Here is a 24676-nt window from a genome sequence, read left to right as displayed (position 1 = left end):
TCGACCGAGGCGGTCTTTTCCTTTGCACGTGCTGTCGGTGTGTTCAGAAACGCAGCGACAGACAGGACATACCGCCATCCAGCTTGGCGCATTCCGAATTGTTGATTTCGACCACGTCGTAGCCAGCGTTACTCAGCATCTCGGAGGTGCGGGGAAAGCCCGCGGGCATCAACACAAACTGGTTGAAACGAATGCTGTTGGCCGCAGCTTCTTCGCCGTCCGCCACGTGCAAAACCCTGTACCCCTCAAAACAGCCAGAGGCATCCAGACGTCGGGTGGACAGGATCGTCTCTCCATCCAGCAGCGAACAGTCGGTCTTGAAATGCAAGACGCCCGGTGGGGTAAAGACTTCACGCAGGTTATGGCCCCATTCCCTGACGATCTCTGCCAGTTCGGCAACCCCGGCGGCGTCGGTCCGGTCAGACCGCCCGACAAGAATCTCGCGACCCGTGACCAGAATATCGCCGCCCTCGATATGTCCCGGCCCGGAGATTTCGCGCAGGTCGTCATATTGGTCACGCAGGGCAGGGGCCATATGCGCCACTTCACCCATGCGGCTGGAGGCACCGGGGCGCATCAGCACCGCGCCCCGGGGCAGGCACAGGGCTGTGTCTTCAACAAAGACCGCGTCGGGGAAGTCATCCAGCGCAGGCAGCTCGATCACCTCCGCCCCGGTCTTTTTTAACGTGGCGACATAATGCGCGTGATCTTTCAGCATCTGGTCCAGATCGGGCGTGCCAATGTCTTTGGCACGCAATCCATCCGAGATGCTGGCCGAGGGGCGGCGGGTGATCGCGCGGGTAAACTCATAGGTCGGGTCAGTCATGGAGTGTCTCGCTTGGTTTGGGAAAGCGCGCCTGATTTGGCGCTTGAATTTCGATCAGCGTCGGGCCGCGTTCATCGCGTGCGGCGCGCAGAGTGCTGGAAACATCGTCAGGGGTGCAGCGCCAGAACGGCATTCCACACGACCGGGCGATATGCTCAAAGTCGGGCGGGGTTGGGTCGCAGCCCACAACGCTCACACCTGCATCCTGCATTGAGGTCGCGATCTCCTGATAGCCATGGTTGTTCCAGATCACGAAGGTGATCGGAAGGTTTTCATCCACCGCGCACATCAGTTCGGGCAGGCTGAACTGCGCGCCGCCATCGCCGGTCAGACAGATAACCGGGGCGGTCGGGTCCGCCACGGCCGCGCCAATCGCCGCTGGAATGCCGTATCCCAATGCGCCAAAACCGGTAGCGGCGTTGAACCAGCCACCGGGGCGGTCGTGGTCGTAATACAGGTTTCCGGCATAGATCGGCTGGGCGGAATCCCCGACGATGATGGCGCCGGGGATCGTGTCGCGGATCGTATTCAGGACAGCATTCAGCGCCCGCATATCGGGGCCAATCTCGTCGAAGGCCGCGTGCCGGGCTTGATCCGACCGTGCCGCGCCATTCCGGTCAGCATTATGGCCCTTGAGATTCGTATTCAGCGCGGTCAGGGCGTCTAGGGCATCGCCAAGGATCGGAACCCTGGCGGGATGGCGGGGCAATTGATCGGGGCACAGGTCAATACGGATCAGGTTGTTCAACACCGGCATCGTTCCGCTGGCATACATGTCGTAGTCTGTCGGCCCCAGCTCGGTTCCGATGGCCAGAACCACATCGGCAGCGTTGATCAACGCGCGCACGGCGCCAAGGCTTGGACTGGCAGGGATGCCCAATGGATGGGCATACATGACACCGCGTGCATTCACGGTTTGCACCACTGGCGCATCCAGCCTTTCGGCCAGATCCTGAAGGGCGGGCGCGGCCACCCGCGCCCCGCCACCCGCCAGAATGACGGGGGCGTGGGCAGAGGCCAAAAGCTCAGCCGCCTGTGCGATCTGATCGAGGTCTATGTCCGGTGGGGACCGGTGCACGGGGGCAGGCGTTGTATGCGTCGTTTCCTGCCCGGCCACGTCCAGCGGGATTTCGATATGCGCTGGACCCGGTCGTCCAGATTGGAACGCGGCGAACGCCTTGTCCAATGCGTGCGACAGCCCCTCGGGCAATTCGACCCGCTCAGAGACCAGCGCCGCTGCGCGCGCCAACCCCTGTTGATCGGGCAACTCGTGCAAATGACCCAGCCCTTTGCCAAGGTCGGGCAGGGCATTCACGCCCGACACCACCAACATCGGTACACTGTCGGCACGCGCCTGACCCATTGCAGTCAGTGTATTCGTCAAGCCCGGCCCGGTGATCACAAAGGCCACGCCGGGTTTGCCCGACACCCGCGCATAGCCATCAGCCATGAACCCGGCCCCCTGTTCGTGGCGCGGCGTGACATGCCGAATGGTTGACGCCGCCAGTCCGCGATACAGCTCGATCGTGTGCACACCGGGAATGCCGAAGACGCAGGTGATGCCCCGCTGTTCCAACTGGGCTACAAGGACCTCTCCGACGCTCGTCATGCGGTCTCGAACTGCAACTGAGTGGCGTGTTGGATGATCCGTGCGCAGGCCATGTCGAACGCGTCGTCATCGACGGTCAGCGCGACGCGCACCCAATTGTCCAGTGTCGTGCCAAAGGACGAGCCCGGCATGACGGCAACATGCGCGTGCTCCAGCAAATGCAGTGCGTAGTCGTTTCCGTTAAGTCCGGTCGAAGACACGTCGATCATCGCGAACATGCCCGCCTGTGGTGTGTGGACCCTTAGATTGCTGTCTTGGGTCAGACGGTCTGCAAGGTGGCGGGCGCGGGCCGCAAAACGCATGCACATGCCCGGTGCCACATCTGATCCGTTGCGCACAGCTTGTTCGGTCATGTCCGCAATAAATGGCTGATTGCCGAACAACATGGTTTCGGACAGCGGCAACAACGCCTCGGTAAAGGCCTTTGGACCGATGCACCATCCGCTGCGAAAGCCCGGTGCCGCATGTGACTTGGAGATTGACGACACGACAATCACCCGGTCGGAAAAAGGGGCCCGCGACAGGGGAGACGTAAAGGTTTCCCCGTCGAAAATCAGGTCTTCATAGACCTCGTCCGAGATGATCCACAGATCATGTGCCAGCGCCAGCGCGCCAATCGCATCTATGTCCGCCGGCGTCAGAATGGACCCTGTGGGATTGTGCGGCGTCGTCAGAAGGATCGCGCTCGTTCTGGGTGTGATACGGGCAGCAAGGTCGTCGGCGGCCAGACGAAATCCGTTCTCGGGGCGCAGGGGCACTGGCACCATGTCGGCCCCGCTGGCGCGGATCACGCCCTCATAGGTTGCATACATCGGATCGCCGACCAGCACTTCACACCCGCTGTCCGCGATGCCCATCATAACGGCGAACAAGGCGGTCTGTGTGCCGGGAAAACACATCACCTGATCGGCGCTGATCGTGCGTCCCGTCCGTTGCGAATAACGTCCGGACAAGGCTGCCCGCAACCCCGGTTCCCCATGTCCATCGGAATATCCCGTGCGCCCGGCCTGCATGGCCGCCGTGGCCGCGTCGATCAATACCTGTGGGGTGGGGACGTCCGGTTCGCCAATCGTCAGTTCCAGAATGTCATGCCCCTTTGCACGAAGGGCTTTTGCCCTAACGTGAACATCCCACTTGGCACCACCAAGACCGGCGAGGCGCTGGGTGATATCTGCATATCTCATGGTTGGCTTCCCGTTTTTTGTAGATCAATTCCGATAATCGCACCGACTGATTGCAACCCGATTTCGGGCAATTCTCCCGGTTCGAACGCATTCGGCAGTGCGCCGCCCTCCATCCACAGCCCGTCAATCACCGCGTTGCTGGCAATGGCCAGTTGTCTAAGGCGAGATGGGGTTGCTGTGATACCCGCTTCGGCCAGAGCATCGGTGATCAACCCTTCCAAACGGTCGCGAAAATCGTGATAGGTCTGCTCGTGTATCTGTCGCATTCGTTCATCTTCCCGCACCTTGTTCAGAAAGCTGGCCCACAGCGACACCGAGGCCGGATCGACCACAGGCGGGTTTAACCCTGTGGCTACAAAAGCCGCCAGCCGAGCTTTGGCAGACGCGCCCTCAGCTATGTTCGGCGAGGCCGTGAGGTTGGTCATACGGCTCATGTGAAACGCGTAGGCCGCCGATATCAGGTCTTCCTTCGACGAGAAGTGGTGTCGGATCAGTCCCTGAGTGACATCTGCCCGGTCGGCGATGGCGCGCACAGTCGCGCCGCGCACACCCCGCTCGGCGATCAGGGCAAGGGCGGCCAGGATCAACGCTTCTTTGCGTTGTTCGGCAGGTTCGCGTCTGAACTTTGGGGGGGGCTGCGTCACCGGAGATCTCAGTTTTCTAATTATACACTTGCATAATTGCTGAGATCGCGGCTTACTACAAGTCGGAATTTTAGGGGGCAACAATGGCGATGCCGGAACTGACGGCCGACGAAGAACAGGTTCCAGTCGAAGAAACCGAAGCCATTCGGGTGACAGACCTGCACAAATCCTTCGGAACGCTTGAGGTGCTGAAAGGTGTCTCGCTGACCGCGCATAAGGGCGACGTGGTGGCGATCATCGGGGGCAGCGGATCGGGCAAGTCCACCTTTCTGCGCTGCATCAATTTTCTGGAAACCCCAAGCTCTGGCCAGATCGTGATCAATGGGGAAGAGGTCTTGATGCGGCCCGACGGCATGCCGGTCAAACGGCGCCAGATCGAGCGCATCCGCACGCGGCTTGGCATGGTGTTTCAGGCGTTCAACCTGTGGACCCACCGCACGCTTCTGGAAAACGTGATCGAGGTGCCGGTGCATGTGCTGAAAGTGCCGCGGGCGAAAGCCATTGAACGCGCCCAAGCGCTGTTGGAGCGGGTGGGGCTGGGCGACCGGGCGGATACGTTTCCGTCCTATCTGTCGGGCGGGCAGCAACAGCGCGCCGCGATTGCCCGCGCCCTGGCGGTCGATCCCAGCGTGATGCTGTTTGACGAACCCACGAGCGCGCTTGACCCCGAACTTGTGGGCGAGGTGCTGACCGTCATACGCGATCTGGCGGCGGAAGGGCGCACCATGCTTCTGGTCACGCACGAGATGAAGTTTGCCCGCGAAGTGGCGACCCATGTCGTGTATCTTTTCGAAGGACGGATCGAGGAACAGGGTCCGCCGGAAGAGGTATTTGGAAATCCGAAATCCGCCCGGCTGCAACAATTTCTGAAAACAGTCGGCTAACAACAACGAAACCAACCAACGGGAGATTACACATGAAACTCAAGACATTCCTGGCCGCAGGCCTTGCATCGTCGCTGCTGGCCGCAGGGGCGGCCGCGGCGCAAGAGGTCAAGATCGGCATCGCCGCCGAACCCTATCCGCCGTTTGCCTCGCTGGATGCGTCCGGCACCTGGGTCGGTTGGGAAATCGAAGTGATCGATGCGGTCTGTGCGGCGGCCGAACTTGATTGCGTGATCACCCCTGTGGCGTGGGACGGGATCATTCCATCGCTGACCGGACAGCAGATCGACGCAATCATGGCGTCTATGTCGATCACCGAAGAGCGCATGAAAACCATTGATTTCAGCGATCCTTATTACAACACGCCAGCAGTGATCGTGGCGGACAAGTCGATGGAGATCGAAGCTACACCGGCCTCGCTTGCCGGCAAGATCGTCGGCATTCAGGCATCGACCATCCACCAGACGTATGCGAACGCCTATTTCGGGGATGCCGCCGAAATTCGCGTGTATCAAACACAGGACGAAGCCAATCAGGACCTTGTTGCCGGACGCATTGACGCCATTCAGGCCGACAGTATTGCGATGGCAGATTTCATCGGGTCCGATGCCGGTGCGTGCTGCGAAATCAAGGGCGCGGTCGCCAATGACGAGGCCATTTTGGGCAAGGGCGTCGGGGCGGGCGTGCGCAAGGGCGATGATGCTTTGCGTGAAAGCCTGAACGCCGGGATCGCGGCCATTCTGGCCGACGGCACCCATGCCGAGATCACGTCGCGCTATTTCACGACCAGTATCTACAGCGAATAAGTCGCGCTTTGGATCTGATCCTCGACACGCTTGGCCTGGCCAAAAGCGCAGAATTGCTGTCGCTCAGCCCTCCGGGGTGGGGCGGCAACCTTCTGCGCGGGCTTGCCAATTCGCTGCAGATCGCTTTCGGAGCGTTCGGCTTCGGATTGCTGATCGGGCTGTTCGGCGCGTCGGGGAAGCTCTATGGCGGGGTGGTCATTCGTGACCTCCTTGCCATCTACACAACGGTGATCCGGGCCGTGCCGGAATTGGTCCTGATCCTGATCCTTTATTACGTCGGCACCGATCTGATCAATCAGGCCTCCAGCGCGCTGGGATATGGCCGTGTCGAAATCAGCGGCGTGGTGGCGGGTATCTGGGTTCTGGGCATCGTGCAGGGCGCTTACGCGACCGAGGTGCTGCGCGGCGCCATTCAGGCCATCCCGCATGGTCAGATCGAGGCCGCGCGCGCCTTCGGGATGCCGTCCTTCATGCTGATGCGCCGGGTGACGATCCCGGCGATGATGTCCTATGCAACCCCCGGTCTGGCCAATCTGTGGCTGATCGCCACCAAGGACACGGCACTGCTTGCCATCGTGGGCTTCAGCGAGTTGACGCTGGAGACCCGACAAGCCGCCTCCAGCACGCGCGCCTATTTCACCTTCTTCCTGGCGGCAGGCGCGCTTTACATGATCGTCACGCTGTTTTCCGGTGCCGTCTTTGCCCGGATCGAAAAATGGGCGCGCCGGGGTCAGCCGTCTTTGCGGGGGGCGGGCAAATGATGGGTTGGCGCAGTCTTTTGCAACCGCACCGGATCGTGCTGATGGCGCTGTTTGCCGGACTTGTGGTCTGGTGCGCGATCTCGCTGCGCTGGGACTGGATCCCGGAATACGCTCCGTTGGCGATCGAAGGGGCGTGGCGGACGATCTGGATACTGGTTGTGACCACGGTTGTCGGGTTTCTTCTGGCGATCCCCCTTGGTCTCGCGCAGGCCATCGGCCCTTGGTATCTGTCCATGCCCGCCAAGACCTTCTGCACCATCATTCGCGGCACGCCGCTATTGCTGCAAATCTGGCTGCTATACTACGGGCTGGGGTCGCTGTTCCCCCAAATTCCGTGGATACGCGGCAGCGAGCTGTGGCCCTATCTGCGGCAGGCCTGGCCCTATGCGGTGCTGGCGCTGACCCTGTCCTATGCGGGGTATGAGGGCGAGGTGATGCGTGGGGCGTTCGCGGGCGTCAACAAGGGGCAGTTGGAAGCCGCAAACGCGTTCGGAATGCCCCGTTTCACCATGTTTCGCCGCATCTGGTTGCCGCAGGCCATCCGCAACGTCCTGCCCACCTTGGGCGGCGAGACTATTCTGCAACTCAAGGCAACGCCTCTGGTGGCCACGATCACGGTGGTCGAGATATATGCGGTCTCGTCGCGCGTTCGGTCGGACTTGTTCATTGTCTACGAACCATTGCTGCTGCTGGCCCTGTTTTACATGATCATTGCCGGGATCATCGCGCTTCTGTTCCGGCGGTTTGAACTCAAGACAGGCAGCCGCCTTTAGACCCGAATTGTCGCCAACGCGTTCAATGCCCCATTCAACACCTCGGCGTTGTTGGCGTCCATCATCATCATGTGGCTGTTGCCGGGCGTGAACGCGGAAGCGTCAAGGTAGCGTGTGCTTTTTGCATTTTGTGCAAACTGTTCCCAGCCCTGCGCGCGGGCCTGCCAGTCCGGGTCGGTGTCAAGGAAATCCCCGGCGCAGATCACGACGGGGCGGCCGGACAGGCTCTGCGTGTCCTCTGGTAAACTGGACGGTTCAACGGCGATGATCCCGTCAAACAGGTCGGGGGCCGCAGCCAGCGCGTCAAACGTGACCTCGGCCCCTTGGCTGTGACAGATGACCAATGCCGGGCCGGTGCGGTCCAGCACGGACAGTAGCGCGGCGGATTGCAGCGGTGTGGTGCCCAGCCAGCGCGGCACGAAAGACTGCGCGAAGGTCTCAAACTGGTCCACGGGGAAGAGCTGGCCGGGGAAGGGTGTGCGCGTGGGGAAACCATCGGCGGGGCCGATGCGGAACAGGCTCCACGCTTCTTCCAGACTGCGCAGGAACGGATCGCCGTCCCACAGGCCGGGGGCAAACCCGGCGCGGCCCCGTTCCACATTGTCGATCACATGCACCTCGTATCCGAGGGTCAGCAGAAGGTGCAGCCAGCCGGGTCGTCCGTCCGGCGTGGTCTCCCAACAACTGCCGGACATGCCGCCACCATGGACCAGCACCACGGGCGGGCCGGGGCGCCGGTCCTGCGGCACGAAATATTGCACATAGGCATGTTCGACGGCGAAATGGCCGCGCGGATCAACCGTGAAGGACACGCTGCGGGTGAACTGCACCTTGCGCGGGGTGCCTTCGGTCACGTGCAGAAGTCGCCCGCCCACGGTGTAGGAGCCGAAATCTTTCAGGGCATAGGTCACAGTGCGGTCCCAGGAATTTTGTATGCGCCGCGCCCCGGATCGAGGCGCGGCGCATCAGCTCAGTTCAGGTCGGTCAGGTCCTGATATTCGCGATAATTCGCGGCATAGGCGCGATAGCTGTCAATCACGCGCTTGAACATCTCGTCCTCGGCGGATTTCTCGGCATAGACCTCGTCCGCCGCGGCGCGTAACGCCTCCATCACGCTGTCGGGCAGGCGGGCGACGTTCACACCATTGGCGCGGAAACCTTCCAGCACCTCGCTTTGCGCCCCGGCGGCAGACCCCAGCGCATAAAGGTTCGCGTCACTGCAAGAGACTTCGATCGCGGTGCGCTGACCGTCGGTCAGCCCGTCCCATTTATCCTTGTTCATATAGAACTCGATAAAGCCCGCCGGTTGGTGCCAGCCGGGGAAATAGTAGTTCTTGGCCACCTTGTCGAAGCCTAGAAGCTTGTCGACCAGCGGGAAGCTCAGCTCGGTCGCGTCCAACCGCCCGGTTTCCAGCGATGTGGAAATCTCGCCGGTCGGAAGGGACATCGCGTTGGCGCCCAGCTTGGCCAGAATATCGCCGCCCAACCCGCCGATGCGGATGTTCAGCCCTTGCAGGTCTTCGGGGGTGTTGATTTCCTTGGTATACCAGCCGCCAGCTTCGGACAGGATCACGCCGCAGGACATCGGCACAAGGTTGTAGGGGGCATAGATTTCGCGCCAAAGCTCAAGCCCGCCGCCATGGTTCAGCCAGCTTATATAAGACAGCGGGTCGCCCCCGAACGGCACCGACCCGAACAGGGCGGCAGCCGGTTCCTTGCCGCTGGCATAGGCAGCGAAGGACCAGCCCGCGTCGATGGCGCCGACACTGACATTGTCGAAAATCTCAAAGGGCGGGGACATTTCGCCAGCGAGCAGATAGTTGAACTCGACCTCGCCCCCGGTCAGGGCCGAGACATTGGCAACAAAGCGTTTGGCGGTCGGGTCGAGCACCGGCAAGCCACCAAAGGCACTTTGCAGGGTGAAGGTTTCGGCGGTCGCGCCTGTTGCGGCAAGGGCGGCGACAGTCGCCAGCATGTAGGTCGTTTTCATAAGTTTCCTCCCATTAAGATGATGTCAGGCCGGTGATCAGACCGGGAAACAGGATCAGCAGCACCAGCACCAGCACTTGAAGCGCGATGAAGGGCAACACGCCGCGATAGATTTGCGGGGTCGTCAATGCCTCGCCCGCCGCGCCGCGCAGATAGAACAGCGAAAAGCCGAAAGGCGGCGTCAGGAACGAGGTTTGCAGGTTCACGGCGACCAGAATGCCGAACCAGATCAGAAGCGCATCCCCCGACAACCCATTGCCGAAATCCAGCCCCGCCACGATGGGCGCGAAGATGGGCATGAGGATAAGCGTAATTTCCAGCCAGTCCAGCACGAAGCCCAACAGGAAGATCGCGGCCATGACCACGGCCAGAACCGTGTAAGGTTCGGTTCCGAAAGCGGTGATGCCAGCTTCGACTAGATCATCGCCGCCGACGCCTTTGAATACGGCGGAAAAACAGGTCGCGCCGATCATTACGAACAGCACGACCGATGTGGTGGTGACGGTGCGGGTCGCGGCCTCCATCAGCATGGCGATGCTGAACTTGCGGTAAAGCAGCGTGATCAGAACCGCGCCGAATGCACCAAGACCGCTGGCTTCGGTCGGGGTGGCAAGCCCCGCGACGATGGACCCAAGGACCGAGATGACCAGCGCAAGCAAGGGGACCAGATCGAAGATCAGGCGCGGTATTGAGATATTGTCATGTCGGGGTTGTGCGGGCAAACCCCGTGCGCGCCAGATGACATAGGCGCCATAGACTAGCACCAGCAACAGCCCCGGCCCGATGGCGCCCGCAAACATGTCGGGCACCGGGGTTTGCAACTGATCGCCCAGGACGATCAGCATCACCGACGGCGGGATCAGGATCGCCAGCGTGCCGGACGCCGCGATCAGCCCTGCCGAGGTGGGTTTGTCATACCCCACTTCCTCAAGCCGGGGCAGGGCGAGCAGGGCCAAGAGCACGACCGACGCCCCGACAATGCCCGAGGACGCGGCCAGCAACACCCCGATCACAAGGACCGAAAACCCCATCCCTGCCGCGCTGCCCCCCAAGGCCCGTTGCGCGGCCTTCAGCGACCGTTCGGCGGCGCCTGAGATTTCAAGGATCAGCCCCATGAAGATGAACATCGGCACCGCAACCAGCAGCCAGTTGGACAGGACATTGGCATAAATCCGGCTGATCAGCAGGTTGAAATAGGCGACCGGCAGGTCGGAAATCAGGATGAACAGTGCCGCCGACCCGGCCAGAACCATACCGACACGATAGCCCGCGAAGATCGCAGCCAGCGTCAGGCCCGCCATGGCAAGAGGCATGAGGCTCTCGCTCATCGGCTGGCCCGGATCAGGCGAAGGGTTTCGATCAGGATCGCGAGGGCCAAGAGGCCCAGCCCCAAGGGCAGCACCGCCTTGATCAGCCACAGATCGTTCAGCCCGCCATTGCGCCCGCCTTCGTCCGATGTCCAGGCGCGGGTCATGAAGCTCCAGGCTGCAGGCAGCCCCAGCGCAAAGAACGGCACCGCGAAGATCAGGTTGCCCACCAGATCAATGCGGGCCTGCATCCGGTCGCTTCGGTTCTGATACAGGAAATCCACCCGCACATGTTTGTTTGCCAGCCAGACCAGCTCGGCAGGGATCAATCCGACCATCACCAAGAGATGCCATTGAAAATCAAGCAGAGAGTTCAGCGTGATGGCCTTGCCCAACAGGGGCAGCGCCGTTGTAAAGGCGACAATCGGATTGATGTCGAGCGCGCTGGCCACTACCTGCACGACGATCGCGCACATCATCACGATCAGCGCTATGGCCAGTGCCTTCATTGTGACTGATGTTAGTTGTTCCAATGCACCCCCCTAATTGGCGCATAGGGAACGATAATTCTTCTAAAGGTGCAATGCTTCTCTGGATTGATTTGCGGCATGGTATGTTTCAGAGAAACGCGTAAACATGCGCCCATGATGAAGAAACTCCTTTTGCCGGTGATCCTGATGGCCCTTGGTTTCGGCTTTTGGGCCAGTCGGGATTTTCAGGAGATTGCGGCGGGTGTCGCGATCTTTCTGTTCGGGATGCTGATGCTGGAGGATGGCTTCAAGCTGTTCAGCGGCGGGTTGCTGGAAACCGTGCTGGAAAAAGCCACAGGCTCGGTCGCGAAGTCCATGGGCTTCGGTATCCTGTCGACGACGATCATGCAGTCCAGTTCACTGGTGTCGGTGATCACCATATCGTTCTTGTCAGCGGGGCTGATCACGCTGCTGGCGGGCGTCGGGATCATCTTCGGGGCCAATATCGGTACCACCACCGGGGCGTGGCTGGTGGCTGGGTTTGGGCTGAAGGTCAACATTGCCTCTTACGCGCTGCCGATGCTGGCGGTCGCGATTGTGCTGGTGTTCCAGAAAAACAAATACCTGCGCGGGGTCGGGCTGGTTCTGGCCGGGCTGGGCTTCCTGTTTCTGGGCATTCACCACATGAAAGAAGGGTTCGAGGCCTTCAAGGATCAGTTCGACCTGACCCGGTTTGCTATGACAGGGCTGCTGGGGCTTGCGGTCTATACGCTGGTCGGGGCAGCGGCGACCGTGGTCATGCAGTCCAGCCATGCCACCATGACCCTGATCATCACCGCGCTGGCGGCGGGGCAGATTTCATATGAAAACGCATTGGCGCTGGCCATTGGGGCCAATATCGGCACCACCATCACCGCGATCATAGGATCTTTCACGGCGAATTATCAGGGCAAACGTCTTGCGCTGGCGCATCTGCTTTTCAATCTTTTGACCGCCGGGGTCGCGCTGGCGTTCATTGGACCAATCCGTCAAAGCGTTGATTTCATATCGGCCGGTGTTGGTATCCCTGACACGGATTACGCCCTGAAACTGGCGGTGTTTCACACCATCTTCAACACATTGGGTGTCGTCCTGATGCTGCCGTTTCTGAACCGTCTGATCGGATTTCTGGAACGGACAATCACGCCGCCTGACGAGGATCTGAGCCAACCGAAATATCTGTCCGAAGCGGTGGACGAATTTCCAAAGACAGTCGAAACCGCGATGCGGCTTGAAGTTAAGCACCTCTATGACAACGCTGTCGAATTGACATTGCACGGGCTGAACCTTCACCGGAACGACGTGTTTGCATCAAAGGACATCGCCGCCACCGTTCGGGCCAGTCGCAGATCAGTCGAGTTTGATATCGACGAACGATACGAAGCGCGGATCAAGACGCTTTACGCCGCGATTGTCGAATTTGCCACGCGGATCGGATCGAAGGACATGCCTGCGGATGTAATGGATGATATCTATACGCTCCGCGATGTGGCGGGACGGATCGTTCGGGCGGTGAAGGCGATCAAACACCTGCGTCGCAACGTCGACCGCTACACCGTGCGGCGGCAAGGGGCCGTGACCGATCTGTACAATCAACTTCGCACCCAAATCGCGCGCATTCTTGTCGAAATTCGCCAGCTTGATCTGGCCGACCCCGATGACCGTTCAAGCCTGTGGCTGGATCAGGAACGGATGCAGGTGGAAACCGACGCGCGCGAGACAAACACAAGGATTGAAGCCTTGATCCGCCAACACGAACTGGAAGCCTCAGTTGCGACGTCATTTCTGAATGACTCCAGCTATGCCTATTCGGCAATGCGAGATCTGCTGGGGGCTGCACGCGCCTATTACATCGAACGCGACGACGCGATGGCCGAGGTCGAACGTATCCTTGCGCTTGATGATGACGAGCTGATGGCCATCGTTCGGGCCGCTATCAAAGACAAGCAGAAGGATACGGCGCAATGATCCGGCAAGCCTGTCATATTCCCATTACCTTCAGGCTGTATCATGCGCTGTCGCAAATCGGGGGTCACCATGGGACTTGAAAGCGCCGTTGAGAAACTGGACAAGTATTACGGTCGGCTTGAGCAGGGGAAGGCTCAGAAGATCAAGCCATCTCATGTCGACAAGATCTTGTCGAAGCTCGAAAAGAAGGCCCGGTTGCTTCAGGACGAGTTTGACGCGGCGACTAAGCCATCAAAAAGGGACCGGCTGGCGCTGAAGCTGGACATGGTGCGCGAACAGCAGGCGCGCGCGCGCTGGCTAAAAGACAAGGTCGGCGACGCCTGAGCGGAACTGGGGCCGACGTACGCGCTTCAGGGTAGTTTATAGGGCGCAAGGCTTGCCGAGAAGGCTTCCATGAATTCAAGCGAAATCATCGAGGGCTGTTTCAGCGTGGGACGGACCAGCGACAACCGATGCGGTATGGTCGGCGTGAACGGGCGGTGATCAAGACCCTGGCCAATGTATTTCGCCGCATCCACCGCGCTGACAACCGAAACACCGATGCTCTGGCAGACCATCTCGCATGCGGCGGTGAACTGACGCGATTCCACCAGAGAGTTGATGGTTGTGTTGGCCTTCTGAAACGCTTCGTTCAGATCGCGAAAAAAGGCGCTGTCGCGGCGCGTGTGTATCAGGTTTTCATCGGCCAGATCTTGTGGGCTGATGATTTTCAGGGACGCCAGCCGATGCCCCTCTGGAAACACGCAGACGGTGCGGATGTCGATATGTTCGCTTTCGACGGCGGGATGGCCTTCAAACCCGTCGGTGATCCCGAAATCATATTGTTCGCCCACCATCCATTCCAGAATGCGTTCGGGGCGATCGGGTTCCAGGGTGACACTGACGCCCGGACGGTCGCGCAGGAACGCGGCCACGATGCCGGGAAGGTGGCTGGTTGCAAATCCGGGCAAACAGGCAATGCGCAGATGCCCGGCTTTCTTTTCGGTGATGTTCTGACTGGCCTCTGAAATCTGGTGCATCATGTCCAGCACCCGCCGGATGTCGGGCAGCAGAAATCGAACCTCCTGCGTTGGCACCAGACGCCCGTCGCGACGGTTGAACAGATTGAACCCCAATACCTCGCGCAGATCCGACAGAAGGCGACTCACTGCAGGCTGGCTGATGCCCAGTTCTTGCGCGCCACGTGTCATGGAACCGTGATGTGTGACGGCCATAAGGGCTTCGAGCTGGCGCAGCCGCAGCGGATGTGTCATGCGATCTTCCTTTCCAGACAAGGGCAGCGTTACAGTATAATGCCGTGTTATAAAACCGTTACACTAAATATTCTTGCATTATGTCATGCGGGATGTAACCCTTTTGCCAGACACGCGGGGCAGGCTGGCAAATTGCGCCGATCTGGCTGCGTGACACACCTGGGAAACGCACCTTTTGTGGTGCAAGGAGGATGATGTGAAAAAGCTCGTGTTTGGCGCTATTGCTGCCGCAACCACTGCGATGTCCCCGATTGGGGCATACGCGCAGACCGAAATCCAATTCTGGCACGCCTTTACCGGCCGTCTGGGCGAGCTTGTGGCCGCACAGGTCGAGGAGTTCAACGCAAGTCAGAGCGATTATACCGTGGTCGCAAGCCACAAGGGTAACTATTCCGAAACCCTGAATGCCGGGATCGCCGCCTTCCGAGCAGGCGAACAACCCCATGTTCTGATGGTGTTCGAGGTCGGAACCGCGACCATGATGGCGGCCGGTGGGGCCATCAAGCCTGTCTATGAAGTTATGGCCGAAAGCGGGGCGGAATTTGACTCCGACGCTTATATCGGCGCGGTCAAAGGTTATTACACCAGCGCCGATGGGCAAATGCTGTCCTTGCCTTTCAACTCCTCCACGCCCGTGTTGTGGGTGAACCGCGACGCGATGGAAGCGGCAGGCGTGGATCCCGATACCGATCTGTCCACCTGGCAGAACGTGGATGCGGTGTTGGAGCAGCTGAAGGCTGGTGGTGAAGACTGCCCGCTGGTCACCGCATGGCAAAGCTGGATCCACCTTGAGAACCTGTCAGCCTATCACGATGTTCCGTTTGCCACGAAAGATAACGGCTTTGCCGGAACCGACACCGAACTTGCCTTGAACGGCGAGGTTCAGGTCGCGCATCTGAGCAAGATGGGTGAATGGGCCAAGGACGGAAAGTTCATCTATACCGGTCGTCGCAACGAAGGTGGCGCGAACTTCCGCGCAGGGGAATGCGCGCTGTTCACCGAAAGCTCGGCTGGCTACGCCGGCATCAAGGCCGAGGCCGAGTTTGCCTTTGATGTGCGCCCGCTGCCCTATTGGGAAGGTGTTGGCAACGCGCCGCAAAACACCATCATCGGTGGTGCGTCGCTGTGGGTGATGCAGGGTCACGAAGCCGAGGAATACAAGGGCGTAGGCGAATTCCTGTCCTTCCTGTCATCAACCCCGGTTCAAGCAAAATGGCATCAGGACACCGGTTATCTGCCGATCACGGTTGCGGCTGGTGAGGCCACGAAAGAGGCTGGGTTCTATGACGAAAACCCCGGCACCGATGTGGCTGTGATCCAGATGACTGCCAAGCAACCAACCGCCAACTCCAATGGCATCCGTCTGGGGTCGTTCGACCAGATTCGTGGCATCATCGACGAAGAGCTGGAAGGCATCTGGGCCGGTGACAAAACCGCACAAGAGGCCATGGACAGCGCAAAAGAGCGTGGCGACGCGCTGCTGCGCCGGTTTGAGCAAGCCAGCAAGTAAGCCAAGCCTCTATGGGGCGGGCCGGTTCGGCCCGTCCTTTCCGTTCCGGGGGATATGATGGAAAAACGCGTCACCTTTCGCGGTTGGCTTTTGCCGCTCTGCCTGATCGCGCCACAGGTCATCATTTCGGTGGTGTTTTTCTTTTACCCGGCCGGGCAGGCGATTTGGCAGTCGCTGTTCATTCCCGATCCGTTTGGCCTGTCGATGCAGTATGTGGGTCTTGGGAATTTTGAATACTTGCTGTCAGACAAGTTTTACCGCGCGTCTTTCGTGACGACAGCGGTGTTTTCCATTCTGGTCACGCTCGCCTCGATGATCCCGGCGCTGTTTCTGGCGGTGCTGGCGGATCGGCTGATCAAGGGATCGGGCGTCTATCGCACACTTCTGATCTGGCCCTATGCGGTCGCGCCTGCCGTGGCCGGTGTGCTGTGGCTTTTCATGTTCAACACCCGCGTCGGCGTTGTGTCTTGGTATCTTGGCCAGCTGGGCTATGACTGGAACCACGTCCTGAACGGCAGCGAGGCGATGGGGCTGGTTGTCGTTGCCTCGGCCTGGGGGCGGATCAGCTATAACTTCCTGTTTTTCTTCGCCGCCCTGCAAGCCGTTCCGCGCTCGGTGATCGAGGCGGCCGCCATTGACGGCGCGCGATTCTGGCGGCGGTTCTTCACCATTGTCCTGCCGCTTCTGTCACCTACCACCTTCTTTTTGCTGGTGGTCAACGTGGTCTATTCATTCTTCGAAACCTTCGGCGTGATCCACACGATCACCTCGGGCGGGCCTCAGCAATCGACGACGATCCTTGTCTACAAGGTGTTCTCGGACGGGTTTGTGGGGCAGGACCTCGGCTCGTCCTCGGCGCAATCCGTGATCCTTCTGATCGTGGTCGGGCTTCTGACCGTGCTTCAGTTCAAGTTTGTCGAGAAAAGGGTGCATTACTGATGGCCCGCGAGAGACATGGCATGGTGGAAAAGCGCGGGGCGGGGTTATGGCTGACCCACGTCCTGATGATTGCAGGCATTCTGGTGATCTTCTTCCCGATCTGGCTGGCTTTCGTCGCCTCGACCGTCACCCAGGCCGAGATCATACGCCCGCCCATGCCGGTCTGGCCGGGCGATCAGCTTTGGATCAACTATAAGAACGCTTTGTTTTCAGGTATCAACGTCCCGGTCGGGACCATGCTGCTGAACAGCCTGATCATGGCAATCGGGATCGCCGTGGGCAAGATCATCATCTCGCTTCTGTCCGCCTTCGCCATCGTCTATTTCCGATTTCCGGGGCGAACATTCTTTTTCTGGATGATCTTCCTGACGCTTATGCTGCCGGTCGAGGTGCGGATCGTCCCGACCTACGAAGTGGTGGCGGGTTTTGGAATGCTCAACAGCTATTCCGGCCTGATCTTTCCGTTGATCGCGTCGGCCACCGCCACCTTCCTGTTCCGCCAATTTTTCCTGACCATCCCCGACGAACTGGCCGAGGCTGCGCGCGTCGATGGTGCCCGCCCAATGCGGTTTTTCATCGACATCGTGGTTCCGATGAGCCGGACCAATGTCGCCGCGCTGTTCGTGATCCTGTTCATCTATGGCTGGAACCAGTATCTGTGGCCGCTTCTGATCACCACCGACCCGGAAATGAACACCATCGTCATGGGCATCAAGCAGATGTTTCCCAGCGGGGATGACTTTGCCCACTGGCCGACGATCATGGCGACCTCGATCCTTGCGATGATCCCGCCGGTGATCGTGGTGGTGTCGATGCAGAAACTGTTTATCCGCGGCCTAGTAGATAGCGAGAAATAACCGATGGCGACTGTCACGCTGAAAGATATCAAGAAAAGCTTCGGACCCACGGACGTGATCCATGGCATCAGCGCCGAGATCCAAGATGGCGAGTTTATCGTGATCGTCGGGCCGTCGGGCTGCGGCAAGTCCACATTGCTGCGTATGGTCGCGGGGCTTGAGACCGTGACCTCGGGCGAGGTTCTGATCGGCGGGGAACGGGCCAATGACAAGGAGCCGATGGACCGTGACATCGCCATGGTGTTCCAGAACTATGCGCTTTACCCGCATATGTCGGTGGCGCAGAACATGGGCTACGGGCTGAAAATCGCCGGGCTTCCGAAGGATGAGATTACCCGCAAGGTGCGCGAAGCTGCCCAGCTTTTGCAGCTTGAGGCGTTGCTGGATCGCCGCCCCAAGCAATTGTCCGGCGGTCAGCGTCAGCGCGTCGCGATGGGGCGGGCCATCGTGCGCGAACCGGCGGTGTTCCTGTTCGACGAACCCTTGTCGAACCTTGACGCCAAGCTGCGGGTCCAGATGCGGTTGGAGATCAAGGATTTGCAATCCAAACTGGGCATCACCGCGCTTTACGTGACCCACGATCAGGTCGAGGCGATGACCATGGCGGACCGGATGATCGTGATGAACGGGGGCGTGGCCGAACAGATTGGCACCCCGCTTGAGGTTTATGAAACCCCGCGCACCCTGTTTGCCGCGCAGTTTATCGGCAGCCCGGCGATGAACGTCCTGGATGCCGAGGTTCAGAGCGGTGCGGTGCGGATTGGTGGAGCCGAGATCACCCGAACCACGCAATCTGACGGGCCGGTCAAGCTGGGCATTCGTCCTGAACATGTGGTGCCTGACGAAAATGGCCCCATCGCCCTGTCGGTGCAATTGTCCGAGCCGCTGGGCGCCAATACGCTGCTGCATGGTCGGCTTGAGGGTACGAACACTGAGTTCACCGCCAGTCTTCCCGGCGTGCATCATGCGCAGGATCGGGGGCAGGTGTTGCGCCTGTCGGTGCAACCCGGACAGGCGCACCTGTTTGATCCGACAACACAGCTCAGGATCGACGCATAGGCGTCACGCCCCGGTCTCGACAGGCCAGATGTCTTGATAGAGGACGGCAAGTCGGGTCAGGTCGTCTGCGCTGGGGTCAGCAACCTGCCATGCTTTCACCGCCACCCCGAGCATCCGGGGCATCAACATCGGCCAGATTTGGTCATCCTTGGTGGTAAATTCGGACCAGAACGTGCCTTGCACGCCGATGATCCTGTCTGACAAGGCCGGATCGGGGACGGGATCCCAATTGATTGTATCGGCAAGCGAGATGAAGGCCGCCCAGCTTGCCCCCCAATCGTCGGGGTCGGCGCTGTGGGCCATGTCCAGATAGACATGCTGGGCAGGCGACATCACCACGTCATAGCCAGCGCGCGCAGCCTCCAGCCCCGGTCCTTGTCCGGTCCAGCTGAACAGGATCGCATCGTGTCCGATCCCCCCGTTCGACCCTTGTGCAGCCTCCTCCCAAGCGGTGGGGCGCTGGCCGTTCTGCACCACGGTTGCGGCCAGTTTCGCAATGGTCCAGCCCTGCAGGTCTTGCGTTGTTTCCAACCCTTCCGCCGCCATCAACGCGCGTGCCTTGGGTGACCCCATCCACGTGTCCTTGGGCAACTCGTCACAGCCCAGATGCAAGTGGCCGAAGGGGAACAGGTCGCCAACCTCGCGGGCGATGGCCTCTAACACCTCCCATGTCTTGGGCATTGCCGGGTTCACGCAATTGCCCTGATACCCCTGAACCGAGGTTTCGGGCCCGTTATCCGCCGGGTCGCGGGTGTCGGGAAACACATGCGTCATGGCAATCGCGTGGGCGGGGGCTTCGATTTCCGGCATCACCTCGATATTCAGCGCGGCGGCATGGGCGATGATCGCGCGGGCGGTGTCTTTGGAGTAGCTGCCCCCGGCCTCGACCCCTCCCGCGAATAGGGCCGGCAGCAAGTGGCCTTCGCCACAGAATTCCGTCTTGCGCCAAAGCTCGGGATAGCTGTCGATTTGCAGGCGGAACGCCTCGTCATCCGCAAAATGCCAGTGAAACCGGTTCAGTTTCAACAGCGCCATCAGGTCCAGCAGGTCCAGAATGGTCTGTGGGTGGTAGTAATGTCGGGCGGTGTCCAGATGCTGCCCGCGCCAGCCGAACCGTGGGGCGTCGGTGATCACCCCACATGGCAGCGGTCCGGCCTGCATCAGTGTCAGAAGCGTGATCCCCGCATAGAACCGCCCGCCATAGCTGCCCGCCGTGATCTGGATGCTGTCAGGCGCGATCTCCAACCGATAGGCATCGTCGGGCATGTCGGCGGTGGTGATCGTGACCGGGAAGGCCCCGTTGAAGGTCCAGCCTCGCCGTTTGGCAAGGTCGGCGACCGCGCGCAGGGCATCGTCTGAACACTGAACCCCCGCGATGTCGAGGGTGCCACCACGCGGCTCCCACCGTTGTGGTTGGGGCACAAGGGGCAGGCCCTTAAACGGACCAAGGTCGGGCAGGGCAGGTGGCACACAGCCTTTGGGCTGATACGGCAGCGCAATCACGTCCTGCCCGACGCGCAGATAGGGACCAAGGGGCAGCCACGCCCGGTTTGCCGGCTTATGACCGTGGGTGTATTCAACGACCACATCATGCGGTTGACCCGCTTTGAGGTCAGGCAGCGCGATTTCAGTAAAACTTCCCATGCCACGCAATCGGCTGCCACCACCGGTCGCAGTCATCGGTGACATGCCGGAAAAGCAGAAGATCGGGGCCGAAAGGTCCCGATCCGGTGTGATGGTGCAGATCATTTTTGCGCCGTCCAGCCGACAGGTATAGTCCATATCAGTCCAATCTTAATTCAGACACAAAGTCATAGATGTCAGAGCGGTAGAGACCGCTTGTAAATTCGATCGGGCGACCGGTGGTCAGGTATCCGGTGCGCTCGATTTCCAACACCGCCGCGCCTTCAGGCAGGTTGAACATCTGGGCGTCCGTGGCGGTCAGGTTGGTTGCCGTGACCCGCTGGATCGCGCGGGTGGGGGCCTGACCCGTTTTGCGCAACAGCGCATAAAGCGACACGTCGATATGTTCGGGATGGGGCAGGATATCACCGGGAAGGGATGACCGTTCCAACGCCATTGGTGTGCCGCTGGCACTGCGCAGCCGTTCAATTCGCGCGACGCGGTCATTTGAGGATAGCCCAAGCGCAATCATCTCTTCAGTGGTAGGGCGAAATAGGCCCAAGGACAGCGTTTCACTGGTCGAGGTCATGCCACGCGCCTGCATGTTCTCGGTGAACGACACGAGAGAAGACAGCGATTGTTCCAGCTTGGGAGCGGCGGCGCGCACGAAGGAACCGGCACCCTGCCGCTGTTCGATCAATCCGTCCTCGACCAGTTTGGCAATGGCCTTGCGCACGGTGACCCGGCTGACGTCGGCGGCTTCGGCCAGATCCCGTTCGGGCGGCAGTTGATCGTCCGGGGCCAGATCACCTGACTGAATCGCCGCGCGGATATGGCGGTGCAACTGCAGGTAACGCGGGCCGCGCCCCGGTTGGAGCCACGCGGTGGGTGAAAGCCAGTCTATCTGTGCCTGCATCGGTTTTCCAATCAATTTGGTATCTAAAAATAATACCAAAGAGATATGAATGGCAATGGAAAATTGCGAATAGGGCGTGACTGAGGGGTGTAAGATAAAGAAATTGAAGGATATTTTGCTTGGCGGAGATATTTGGTATTATAATGGTAGTCAAAATAGGTCTGAAATGGTAGTTATTGGTATACGCCTCGATTCGCTTGAGGTGCCACAGGGGGAAATCAATGGCAGACGTGATGCACGCAGACAGCTCGGCGACCACGAAGCGCGAGCGTAAGACCATACCTGAAAGCCTGTTTGCCTGGCTTCTTGTCGGCCCCGCCATGATCTTCATCGCCGTTATTGTGGCCTGGCCGCTGGCCGAGACCATACGACTTTCCTTCATGGAGGCCGGATTGGGTGGCGAAAAGTTTATCGGGCTGGAGAACTATCAAGACCTAGCTGAAAGCCGGAAGTTTCATCAGACAATCGTGCGCACCTTTTATTGGATGTTTTTATCGGTCGGGCTGAAGCTGGTGCTTGGGCTGATCGGGGCAACGCTTCTGAACGCCGCCATTCCGGGGCGTGCGCTGTTCCGGGTGCTTGTGATGCCACCCTGGGTTATTCCGATCGCCATCGGCTGTATCGGCTGGCTGTGGCTTTACAACGGTTACTTCGGTGTGCTGTCGGGTGTGATGATGCATCTGGGCATCACCGATGCGCCGTTCGAATTCCTTGCCCAAAAGCAGTCGGCTTTCTACTCCGCGATTGCCACCGACGTCTGGGTCGGCGTGCCGATGGTCACACTGTTTTTCCTGGCCGCCATGCAAGGGGTCAGCCGTGATCTGTACGAAGCCGCATGGGTCGACGGGGCAGGGCGCTGGTATCGGTTCCGCCGCATCACGATCCCGCAGATCATGCCGGTGATCGTTTCGATGTCGCTGCTGTCCGCAATCTTCACCTTCAACAGTTTTGAGATCATCTGGATCCTGACCGAAGGTGGCCCGCGTGGCGCAACCACCACCCTGATCGTCGACACCTATAAAACCGCCATCGGCAACTACAAGTTCGGTGAAGGGTCCGCCCGAGCCGTGATCATCGTGCTGCTGCTTGGCCTGTTCTCACTCGCCTATCTGTTCTTCCTGAACAAGGTGAACAAGAAATACGGAGTGAAGTAAGATGATGGACCGCTACACCAAGCTGCAAATGGTCGGAATCTATGCCTGTGTCGCCGTCTTCCTGACCTTCATTCTGTTGCCGTTCTTCGAGATGTTCATGGCCTCGCTACGCCCGCTGGAGCATCTGTTCCGCAGCCCCTATCAGTTCTGGTCGGACGATTTCAGCTTCGATGCCTACAAGCAGATGTGGGTGACGGTGCCGCTGCTGGGCCGCTATATCTTCAACTCGATCTATATCTCGTTCATGGTGACGGGGCTGACGATGATCTTCGTGGTGCCCGCCGCTTATGCCTATGCACGGTTGCAGTTCCCGTTCAAAAACCTGTCGCTGGGCATTTTTCTGGGCGTCAACATGTTCACAGGTGCGGTTCTGCTGATCCCGCTTTATCGCGTGTTGCGCACCATGGGGCTTCTGAACACCTATTGGGCGATGATCGTGCCGGGCGTGGCGTTCCTGATCCCCACCGGCATCTGGCTGCTGCGCTCGTATCTGGAAAAGATCCCGCGCGAGCTTGAGGAAGCCGCGTTCGTGGATGGCGCCTCGCGCCTCTATACCCTGCGCCGCGTGGTGTTGCCACTGGCCACACCGGGCCTGATCGTGGTCGGCGTGGCTGTGTTCATCGGTGCGTATGCGCAGCAATTCCTGTTCGCAATTACCTTCAACCAGACCCGCGAGCTGCAACCGCTGCCTGCCGGTCTTTATGAATTCATCGGCTATCAGTCGGTGACCTGGAACGAGATGATGGCCGCGGCCCTGGTGGGTGTCCTGCCAGTCATGGTCATCTTCCTGTTCCTACAAAAATACCTTGTCGCAGGCCTGACGGCCGGTGCGGTCAAGGAATAGTCCAACCAAGGGAGAGACCAAAATGAATGTAACCAAACTATCACTGGCGGCGCTGCTGCTGTCAGGCTCGGCGATGACCGCCTCGGCTGATACCACCGAACTGCACTTCATCATGTGTGGCGGTGAAGTGCGCGAAGCGGATCAGAAGACCGTGGATGAATTTGTCGCCAAGCATGAAGGCGTCACCGTTAATCTGGAGGCTGTTCCGTGGGGCACCTGTCAGGACAAGTCGCTGACGCTTGCGGCGGCTGGCGATCCCCCTTCAATCGCTTATATGGGGTCGCGTACCTTGCGCCAGATGGCCAATAACGACCTGATCGTTCCGGCCAATATCTCGGCGGATACGCCTTATCAGGACGGCGTTTTGAACACCGTCACGATCGAAGGGCAGGCTTGGGGTTATCCGCACGCGTTCTCGACCAAGGCGCTGTATATCAACTGTGGCATCATTGAAGAAAGCGGTCAGGAATGCGTCGCGCCCAAAACCTGGGACGAGATGTATGCCATGGCCAAGGGCGTCGTCGACAACACCGATGTGGCAGGCGTCGGCCTTGCGGGCAAAGACTTCGACAACACGATGCACCAGTTCCTGAATTACCTTTATTCCAATGGCGGCGCGGTGATCGACCCGGCGACCGGCGAAAACAAGCTGGACAGCCAACAGACCCGCGAAACGCTGGAATTCTATGGCAAGCTGGTGGATGTCGCACAGGAAGGCCCCACCGCATGGGAACGTGACCAACTGCGCGACCTGTTCAACGACGGCAAGATCGCCATGTATGTCCAAGGCCCATGGGGCTATGGCCAGCATAACGAGGATATCAACCAATTGGTGGCCCCGGTGCCCGCAGGCCCGTCAGGCGAAAGCGGCACGATCCTGATCACCGACAGCATCGTTGTGTTCAAGGGCACGGGCCATGAAGATCTGGCGCATGAACTGGCACAGATGATCACCTCGGGCGAAAGCCAGTACGATCTGGACAGCAGCTGGGGTCTGACACCGATCCTTGATTATGCCGCGCTTGGCATGAGCGATCTGTATTACGAAAGTGGGATCTGGCCGAACTTCACCGCGACGATTTCGACAGGTGGCCCCGAGCCGCTGGTCGAAGACTTCAAGTCGCTGCAATCGGTGTTCACCAACATGGTTCAGGGCATCATCCTGAAGGATGACAGCGTGGATAACCTCGTGACGATTGCGGGTGAAGAGCTGGACGAAGCGCTTTAACCGAACCTCCCTGGTCTGGGCAGCGCAGGTCGT

Annotated in this window: 24 protein-coding genes; 13 read left to right on the top strand and 11 right to left on the bottom strand. The window is 59.8% G+C overall.

All coding sequences use genetic code 11. The features are described from left to right. Positions 1 to 43: 43 nt before the first annotated feature. Genes J3R80_RS02060 through J3R80_RS02045 form a run of 4 tightly spaced genes read right to left on the bottom strand, consistent with a single transcriptional unit; the run spans position 44 to position 4263 of the window. Positions 44 to 826: an arginine deiminase family protein gene (locus J3R80_RS02060; protein WP_275392090.1), complete on the bottom strand. Its 783-nt coding sequence runs from the start codon at positions 824 to 826 to the stop codon at positions 44 to 46. Further along, positions 819 to 2435: a 5-guanidino-2-oxopentanoate decarboxylase gene (locus tag J3R80_RS02055; RefSeq protein ID WP_275392089.1), complete on the bottom strand. Its 1617-nt coding sequence runs from the start codon at positions 2433 to 2435 to the stop codon at positions 819 to 821. The genes J3R80_RS02060 and J3R80_RS02055 overlap by 8 nt, the downstream gene beginning before the upstream one ends. Continuing rightward, the gene (locus J3R80_RS02050; RefSeq protein ID WP_275392088.1) at positions 2432 to 3619 is read right to left on the bottom strand and encodes a pyridoxal phosphate-dependent aminotransferase; all 1188 of its coding nucleotides are present in this window, start codon (positions 3617 to 3619) and stop codon (positions 2432 to 2434) included. The genes J3R80_RS02055 and J3R80_RS02050 overlap by 4 nt, the downstream gene beginning before the upstream one ends. Beyond that, positions 3616 to 4263, bottom strand: a complete 648-nt coding sequence (locus tag J3R80_RS02045; protein WP_275392087.1) for a TetR/AcrR family transcriptional regulator — start codon at positions 4261 to 4263, stop codon at positions 3616 to 3618. Before J3R80_RS02045 ends, J3R80_RS02050 begins: the two co-directional genes overlap by 4 nt. An 89-nt stretch (positions 4264 to 4352) precedes the next feature. On the opposite strand from J3R80_RS02045, the gene J3R80_RS02040 reads away from it, so the two are divergent. Genes J3R80_RS02040 through J3R80_RS02025 form a run of 4 tightly spaced genes read left to right on the top strand, consistent with a single transcriptional unit; the run spans position 4353 to position 7487 of the window. After that, the gene (locus tag J3R80_RS02040) at positions 4353 to 5147 is read left to right on the top strand and encodes an ATP-binding cassette domain-containing protein (protein WP_275392255.1); all 795 of its coding nucleotides are present in this window, start codon (positions 4353 to 4355) and stop codon (positions 5145 to 5147) included. Between the two features lie 32 nt (positions 5148 to 5179). After that, positions 5180 to 5953, top strand: coding sequence for a transporter substrate-binding domain-containing protein (locus J3R80_RS02035; protein ID WP_275392086.1), 774 nt, complete (start codon positions 5180 to 5182; stop codon positions 5951 to 5953). A gap of 8 nt (positions 5954 to 5961) precedes the next feature. After that, the gene (locus J3R80_RS02030) at positions 5962 to 6714 is read left to right on the top strand and encodes an ABC transporter permease subunit (protein WP_275392085.1); all 753 of its coding nucleotides are present in this window, start codon (positions 5962 to 5964) and stop codon (positions 6712 to 6714) included. Next, on the top strand, positions 6711 to 7487 hold the full coding sequence (locus tag J3R80_RS02025; protein ID WP_275392084.1) for an ABC transporter permease: 777 nt from the start codon (positions 6711 to 6713) through the stop codon (positions 7485 to 7487). The genes J3R80_RS02030 and J3R80_RS02025 overlap by 4 nt, the downstream gene beginning before the upstream one ends. On the opposite strand, the gene J3R80_RS02020 is transcribed toward J3R80_RS02025, so the two are convergent. The 4 genes from J3R80_RS02020 to J3R80_RS02005 are packed head-to-tail and all read right to left on the bottom strand — an operon-like array spanning position 7484 to position 11316. Beyond that, entirely contained in the window at positions 7484 to 8398 is a 915-nt protein-coding gene (locus tag J3R80_RS02020) for an alpha/beta fold hydrolase (RefSeq protein ID WP_275392083.1), read from the bottom strand. The genes J3R80_RS02025 and J3R80_RS02020 overlap by 4 nt on opposite strands. A gap of 59 nt (positions 8399 to 8457) precedes the next feature. Further along, positions 8458 to 9477, bottom strand: a complete 1020-nt coding sequence (locus J3R80_RS02015; RefSeq protein WP_275392082.1) for a TRAP transporter substrate-binding protein — start codon at positions 9475 to 9477, stop codon at positions 8458 to 8460. 13 nt (positions 9478 to 9490) lie between these two features. Beyond that, positions 9491 to 10804 carry a TRAP transporter large permease subunit gene (locus tag J3R80_RS02010; protein WP_275392081.1) on the bottom strand — a complete coding sequence of 438 codons (1314 nt, stop codon included), beginning with the start codon at positions 10802 to 10804 and terminating at the stop codon, positions 9491 to 9493. Then, positions 10801 to 11316, bottom strand: coding sequence for a TRAP transporter small permease subunit (locus tag J3R80_RS02005; protein ID WP_275392080.1), 516 nt, complete (start codon positions 11314 to 11316; stop codon positions 10801 to 10803). Before J3R80_RS02005 ends, J3R80_RS02010 begins: the two co-directional genes overlap by 4 nt. 111 nt (positions 11317 to 11427) lie before the next feature. Here J3R80_RS02005 and J3R80_RS02000 point away from each other — a divergent pair, with 111 nt between their 5' ends. Beyond that, positions 11428 to 13260 (top strand): Na/Pi symporter, encoded by a 1833-nt coding sequence (locus J3R80_RS02000; RefSeq protein ID WP_275392079.1) that lies wholly within the window; start codon positions 11428 to 11430, stop codon positions 13258 to 13260. Positions 13261 to 13329: 69 nt separating this feature from the next. Continuing rightward, a complete protein-coding gene (locus J3R80_RS01995; RefSeq protein ID WP_275392078.1) occupies positions 13330 to 13584 on the top strand; it encodes a hypothetical protein in 255 nt (84 codons plus the stop codon). Positions 13585 to 13610: 26 nt separating this feature from the next. Here J3R80_RS01995 and J3R80_RS01990 read toward each other — a convergent pair whose 3' ends face one another. After that, positions 13611 to 14513, bottom strand: coding sequence for a LysR substrate-binding domain-containing protein (locus J3R80_RS01990; protein ID WP_275392077.1), 903 nt, complete (start codon positions 14511 to 14513; stop codon positions 13611 to 13613). 196 nt (positions 14514 to 14709) lie between these two features. Between J3R80_RS01990 and ugpB the strand changes: the two genes are divergently transcribed. From ugpB to ugpC, 4 genes are read left to right on the top strand one after another with little or no spacing between them, the layout of a single operon-like run. Next, on the top strand, positions 14710 to 16023 hold the full coding sequence (ugpB, locus tag J3R80_RS01985) for a sn-glycerol-3-phosphate ABC transporter substrate-binding protein UgpB (protein ID WP_275392076.1): 1314 nt from the start codon (positions 14710 to 14712) through the stop codon (positions 16021 to 16023). A 57-nt stretch (positions 16024 to 16080) separates the two neighbouring features. Further along, on the top strand, positions 16081 to 16962 hold the full coding sequence (ugpA, locus tag J3R80_RS01980) for a sn-glycerol-3-phosphate ABC transporter permease UgpA (protein ID WP_275392254.1): 882 nt from the start codon (positions 16081 to 16083) through the stop codon (positions 16960 to 16962). A 20-nt stretch (positions 16963 to 16982) separates the two neighbouring features. Further along, positions 16983 to 17819 (top strand): sn-glycerol-3-phosphate ABC transporter permease UgpE, encoded by an 837-nt coding sequence (ugpE, locus tag J3R80_RS01975; protein WP_275392253.1) that lies wholly within the window; start codon positions 16983 to 16985, stop codon positions 17817 to 17819. A 3-nt stretch (positions 17820 to 17822) separates the two neighbouring features. Further along, positions 17823 to 18878, top strand: a complete 1056-nt coding sequence (gene ugpC / locus J3R80_RS01970) for a sn-glycerol-3-phosphate ABC transporter ATP-binding protein UgpC (RefSeq protein WP_275392075.1) — start codon at positions 17823 to 17825, stop codon at positions 18876 to 18878. A 3-nt stretch (positions 18879 to 18881) separates the two neighbouring features. Here the strand turns inward: ugpC and J3R80_RS01965 are convergent, their stop codons facing one another. Next, positions 18882 to 20660 carry a family 20 glycosylhydrolase gene (locus J3R80_RS01965; protein ID WP_275392074.1) on the bottom strand — a complete coding sequence of 593 codons (1779 nt, stop codon included), beginning with the start codon at positions 20658 to 20660 and terminating at the stop codon, positions 18882 to 18884. Between the two features lies 1 nt (position 20661). Next, positions 20662 to 21417: a GntR family transcriptional regulator gene (locus J3R80_RS01960; RefSeq protein WP_275392073.1), complete on the bottom strand. Its 756-nt coding sequence runs from the start codon at positions 21415 to 21417 to the stop codon at positions 20662 to 20664. A 221-nt stretch (positions 21418 to 21638) separates the two neighbouring features. On the opposite strand from J3R80_RS01960, the gene J3R80_RS01955 reads away from it, so the two are divergent. Genes J3R80_RS01955 through J3R80_RS01945 form a run of 3 tightly spaced genes read left to right on the top strand, consistent with a single transcriptional unit; the run spans position 21639 to position 24643 of the window. Continuing rightward, positions 21639 to 22571, top strand: coding sequence for a sugar ABC transporter permease (locus J3R80_RS01955; protein WP_275392072.1), 933 nt, complete (start codon positions 21639 to 21641; stop codon positions 22569 to 22571). Position 22572: 1 nt separating this feature from the next. Further along, positions 22573 to 23415, top strand: coding sequence for a carbohydrate ABC transporter permease (locus J3R80_RS01950; RefSeq protein ID WP_275392071.1), 843 nt, complete (start codon positions 22573 to 22575; stop codon positions 23413 to 23415). Between the two features lie 22 nt (positions 23416 to 23437). After that, complete coding sequence (locus J3R80_RS01945; RefSeq protein ID WP_275392070.1) at positions 23438 to 24643, top strand: sugar ABC transporter substrate-binding protein; 1206 nt, start codon at positions 23438 to 23440, stop codon at positions 24641 to 24643. The last annotated feature ends 33 nt before the right edge of the window (positions 24644 to 24676 follow it).

It is taken from the genome of Aliiroseovarius sp. Z3, assembly GCF_029105185.1.
GTDB lineage: Bacteria > Pseudomonadota > Alphaproteobacteria > Rhodobacterales > Rhodobacteraceae > Aliiroseovarius.
This window is presented reverse-complemented; position numbering and strand designations above follow the sequence as displayed.

What these genes read in the sequence shown, in the direction of transcription:
- J3R80_RS02040 (WP_275392255.1), top strand. Translation starts at nt 4,353, where the DNA reads ATGCCGGAACTGACGGCCGACGAAGAACAGGTTCCAGTCGAAGAAACC.
- J3R80_RS01995 (WP_275392078.1), top strand. Translation starts at nt 13,330, where the DNA reads ATGGGACTTGAAAGCGCCGTTGAGAAACTGGACAAGTATTACGGTCGG.
- J3R80_RS01945 (WP_275392070.1), top strand. Translation starts at nt 23,438, where the DNA reads ATGAATGTAACCAAACTATCACTGGCGGCGCTGCTGCTGTCAGGCTCG.
- J3R80_RS02000 (WP_275392079.1), top strand. Translation starts at nt 11,428, where the DNA reads ATGATGAAGAAACTCCTTTTGCCGGTGATCCTGATGGCCCTTGGTTTC.
- J3R80_RS02035 (WP_275392086.1), top strand. Translation starts at nt 5,180, where the DNA reads ATGAAACTCAAGACATTCCTGGCCGCAGGCCTTGCATCGTCGCTGCTG.
- J3R80_RS01990 (WP_275392077.1), bottom strand. Translation starts at nt 14,513, where the DNA reads ATGACACATCCGCTGCGGCTGCGCCAGCTCGAAGCCCTTATGGCCGTC.
- J3R80_RS01955 (WP_275392072.1), top strand. Translation starts at nt 21,639, where the DNA reads ATGGCAGACGTGATGCACGCAGACAGCTCGGCGACCACGAAGCGCGAG.
- J3R80_RS02010 (WP_275392081.1), bottom strand. Translation starts at nt 10,804, where the DNA reads ATGAGCGAGAGCCTCATGCCTCTTGCCATGGCGGGCCTGACGCTGGCT.
- J3R80_RS02055 (WP_275392089.1), bottom strand. Translation starts at nt 2,435, where the DNA reads ATGACGAGCGTCGGAGAGGTCCTTGTAGCCCAGTTGGAACAGCGGGGC.
- J3R80_RS02015 (WP_275392082.1), bottom strand. Translation starts at nt 9,477, where the DNA reads ATGAAAACGACCTACATGCTGGCGACTGTCGCCGCCCTTGCCGCAACA.
- J3R80_RS01965 (WP_275392074.1), bottom strand. Translation starts at nt 20,660, where the DNA reads ATGGACTATACCTGTCGGCTGGACGGCGCAAAAATGATCTGCACCATC.
- ugpE (WP_275392253.1), top strand. Translation starts at nt 16,983, where the DNA reads ATGGTGGAAAAGCGCGGGGCGGGGTTATGGCTGACCCACGTCCTGATG.
- J3R80_RS01960 (WP_275392073.1), bottom strand. Translation starts at nt 21,417, where the DNA reads ATGCAGGCACAGATAGACTGGCTTTCACCCACCGCGTGGCTCCAACCG.
- ugpC (WP_275392075.1), top strand. Translation starts at nt 17,823, where the DNA reads ATGGCGACTGTCACGCTGAAAGATATCAAGAAAAGCTTCGGACCCACG.
- J3R80_RS02060 (WP_275392090.1), bottom strand. Translation starts at nt 826, where the DNA reads ATGACTGACCCGACCTATGAGTTTACCCGCGCGATCACCCGCCGCCCC.
- ugpA (WP_275392254.1), top strand. Translation starts at nt 16,081, where the DNA reads ATGGAAAAACGCGTCACCTTTCGCGGTTGGCTTTTGCCGCTCTGCCTG.
- J3R80_RS01950 (WP_275392071.1), top strand. Translation starts at nt 22,573, where the DNA reads ATGATGGACCGCTACACCAAGCTGCAAATGGTCGGAATCTATGCCTGT.
- J3R80_RS02025 (WP_275392084.1), top strand. Translation starts at nt 6,711, where the DNA reads ATGATGGGTTGGCGCAGTCTTTTGCAACCGCACCGGATCGTGCTGATG.
- J3R80_RS02050 (WP_275392088.1), bottom strand. Translation starts at nt 3,619, where the DNA reads ATGAGATATGCAGATATCACCCAGCGCCTCGCCGGTCTTGGTGGTGCC.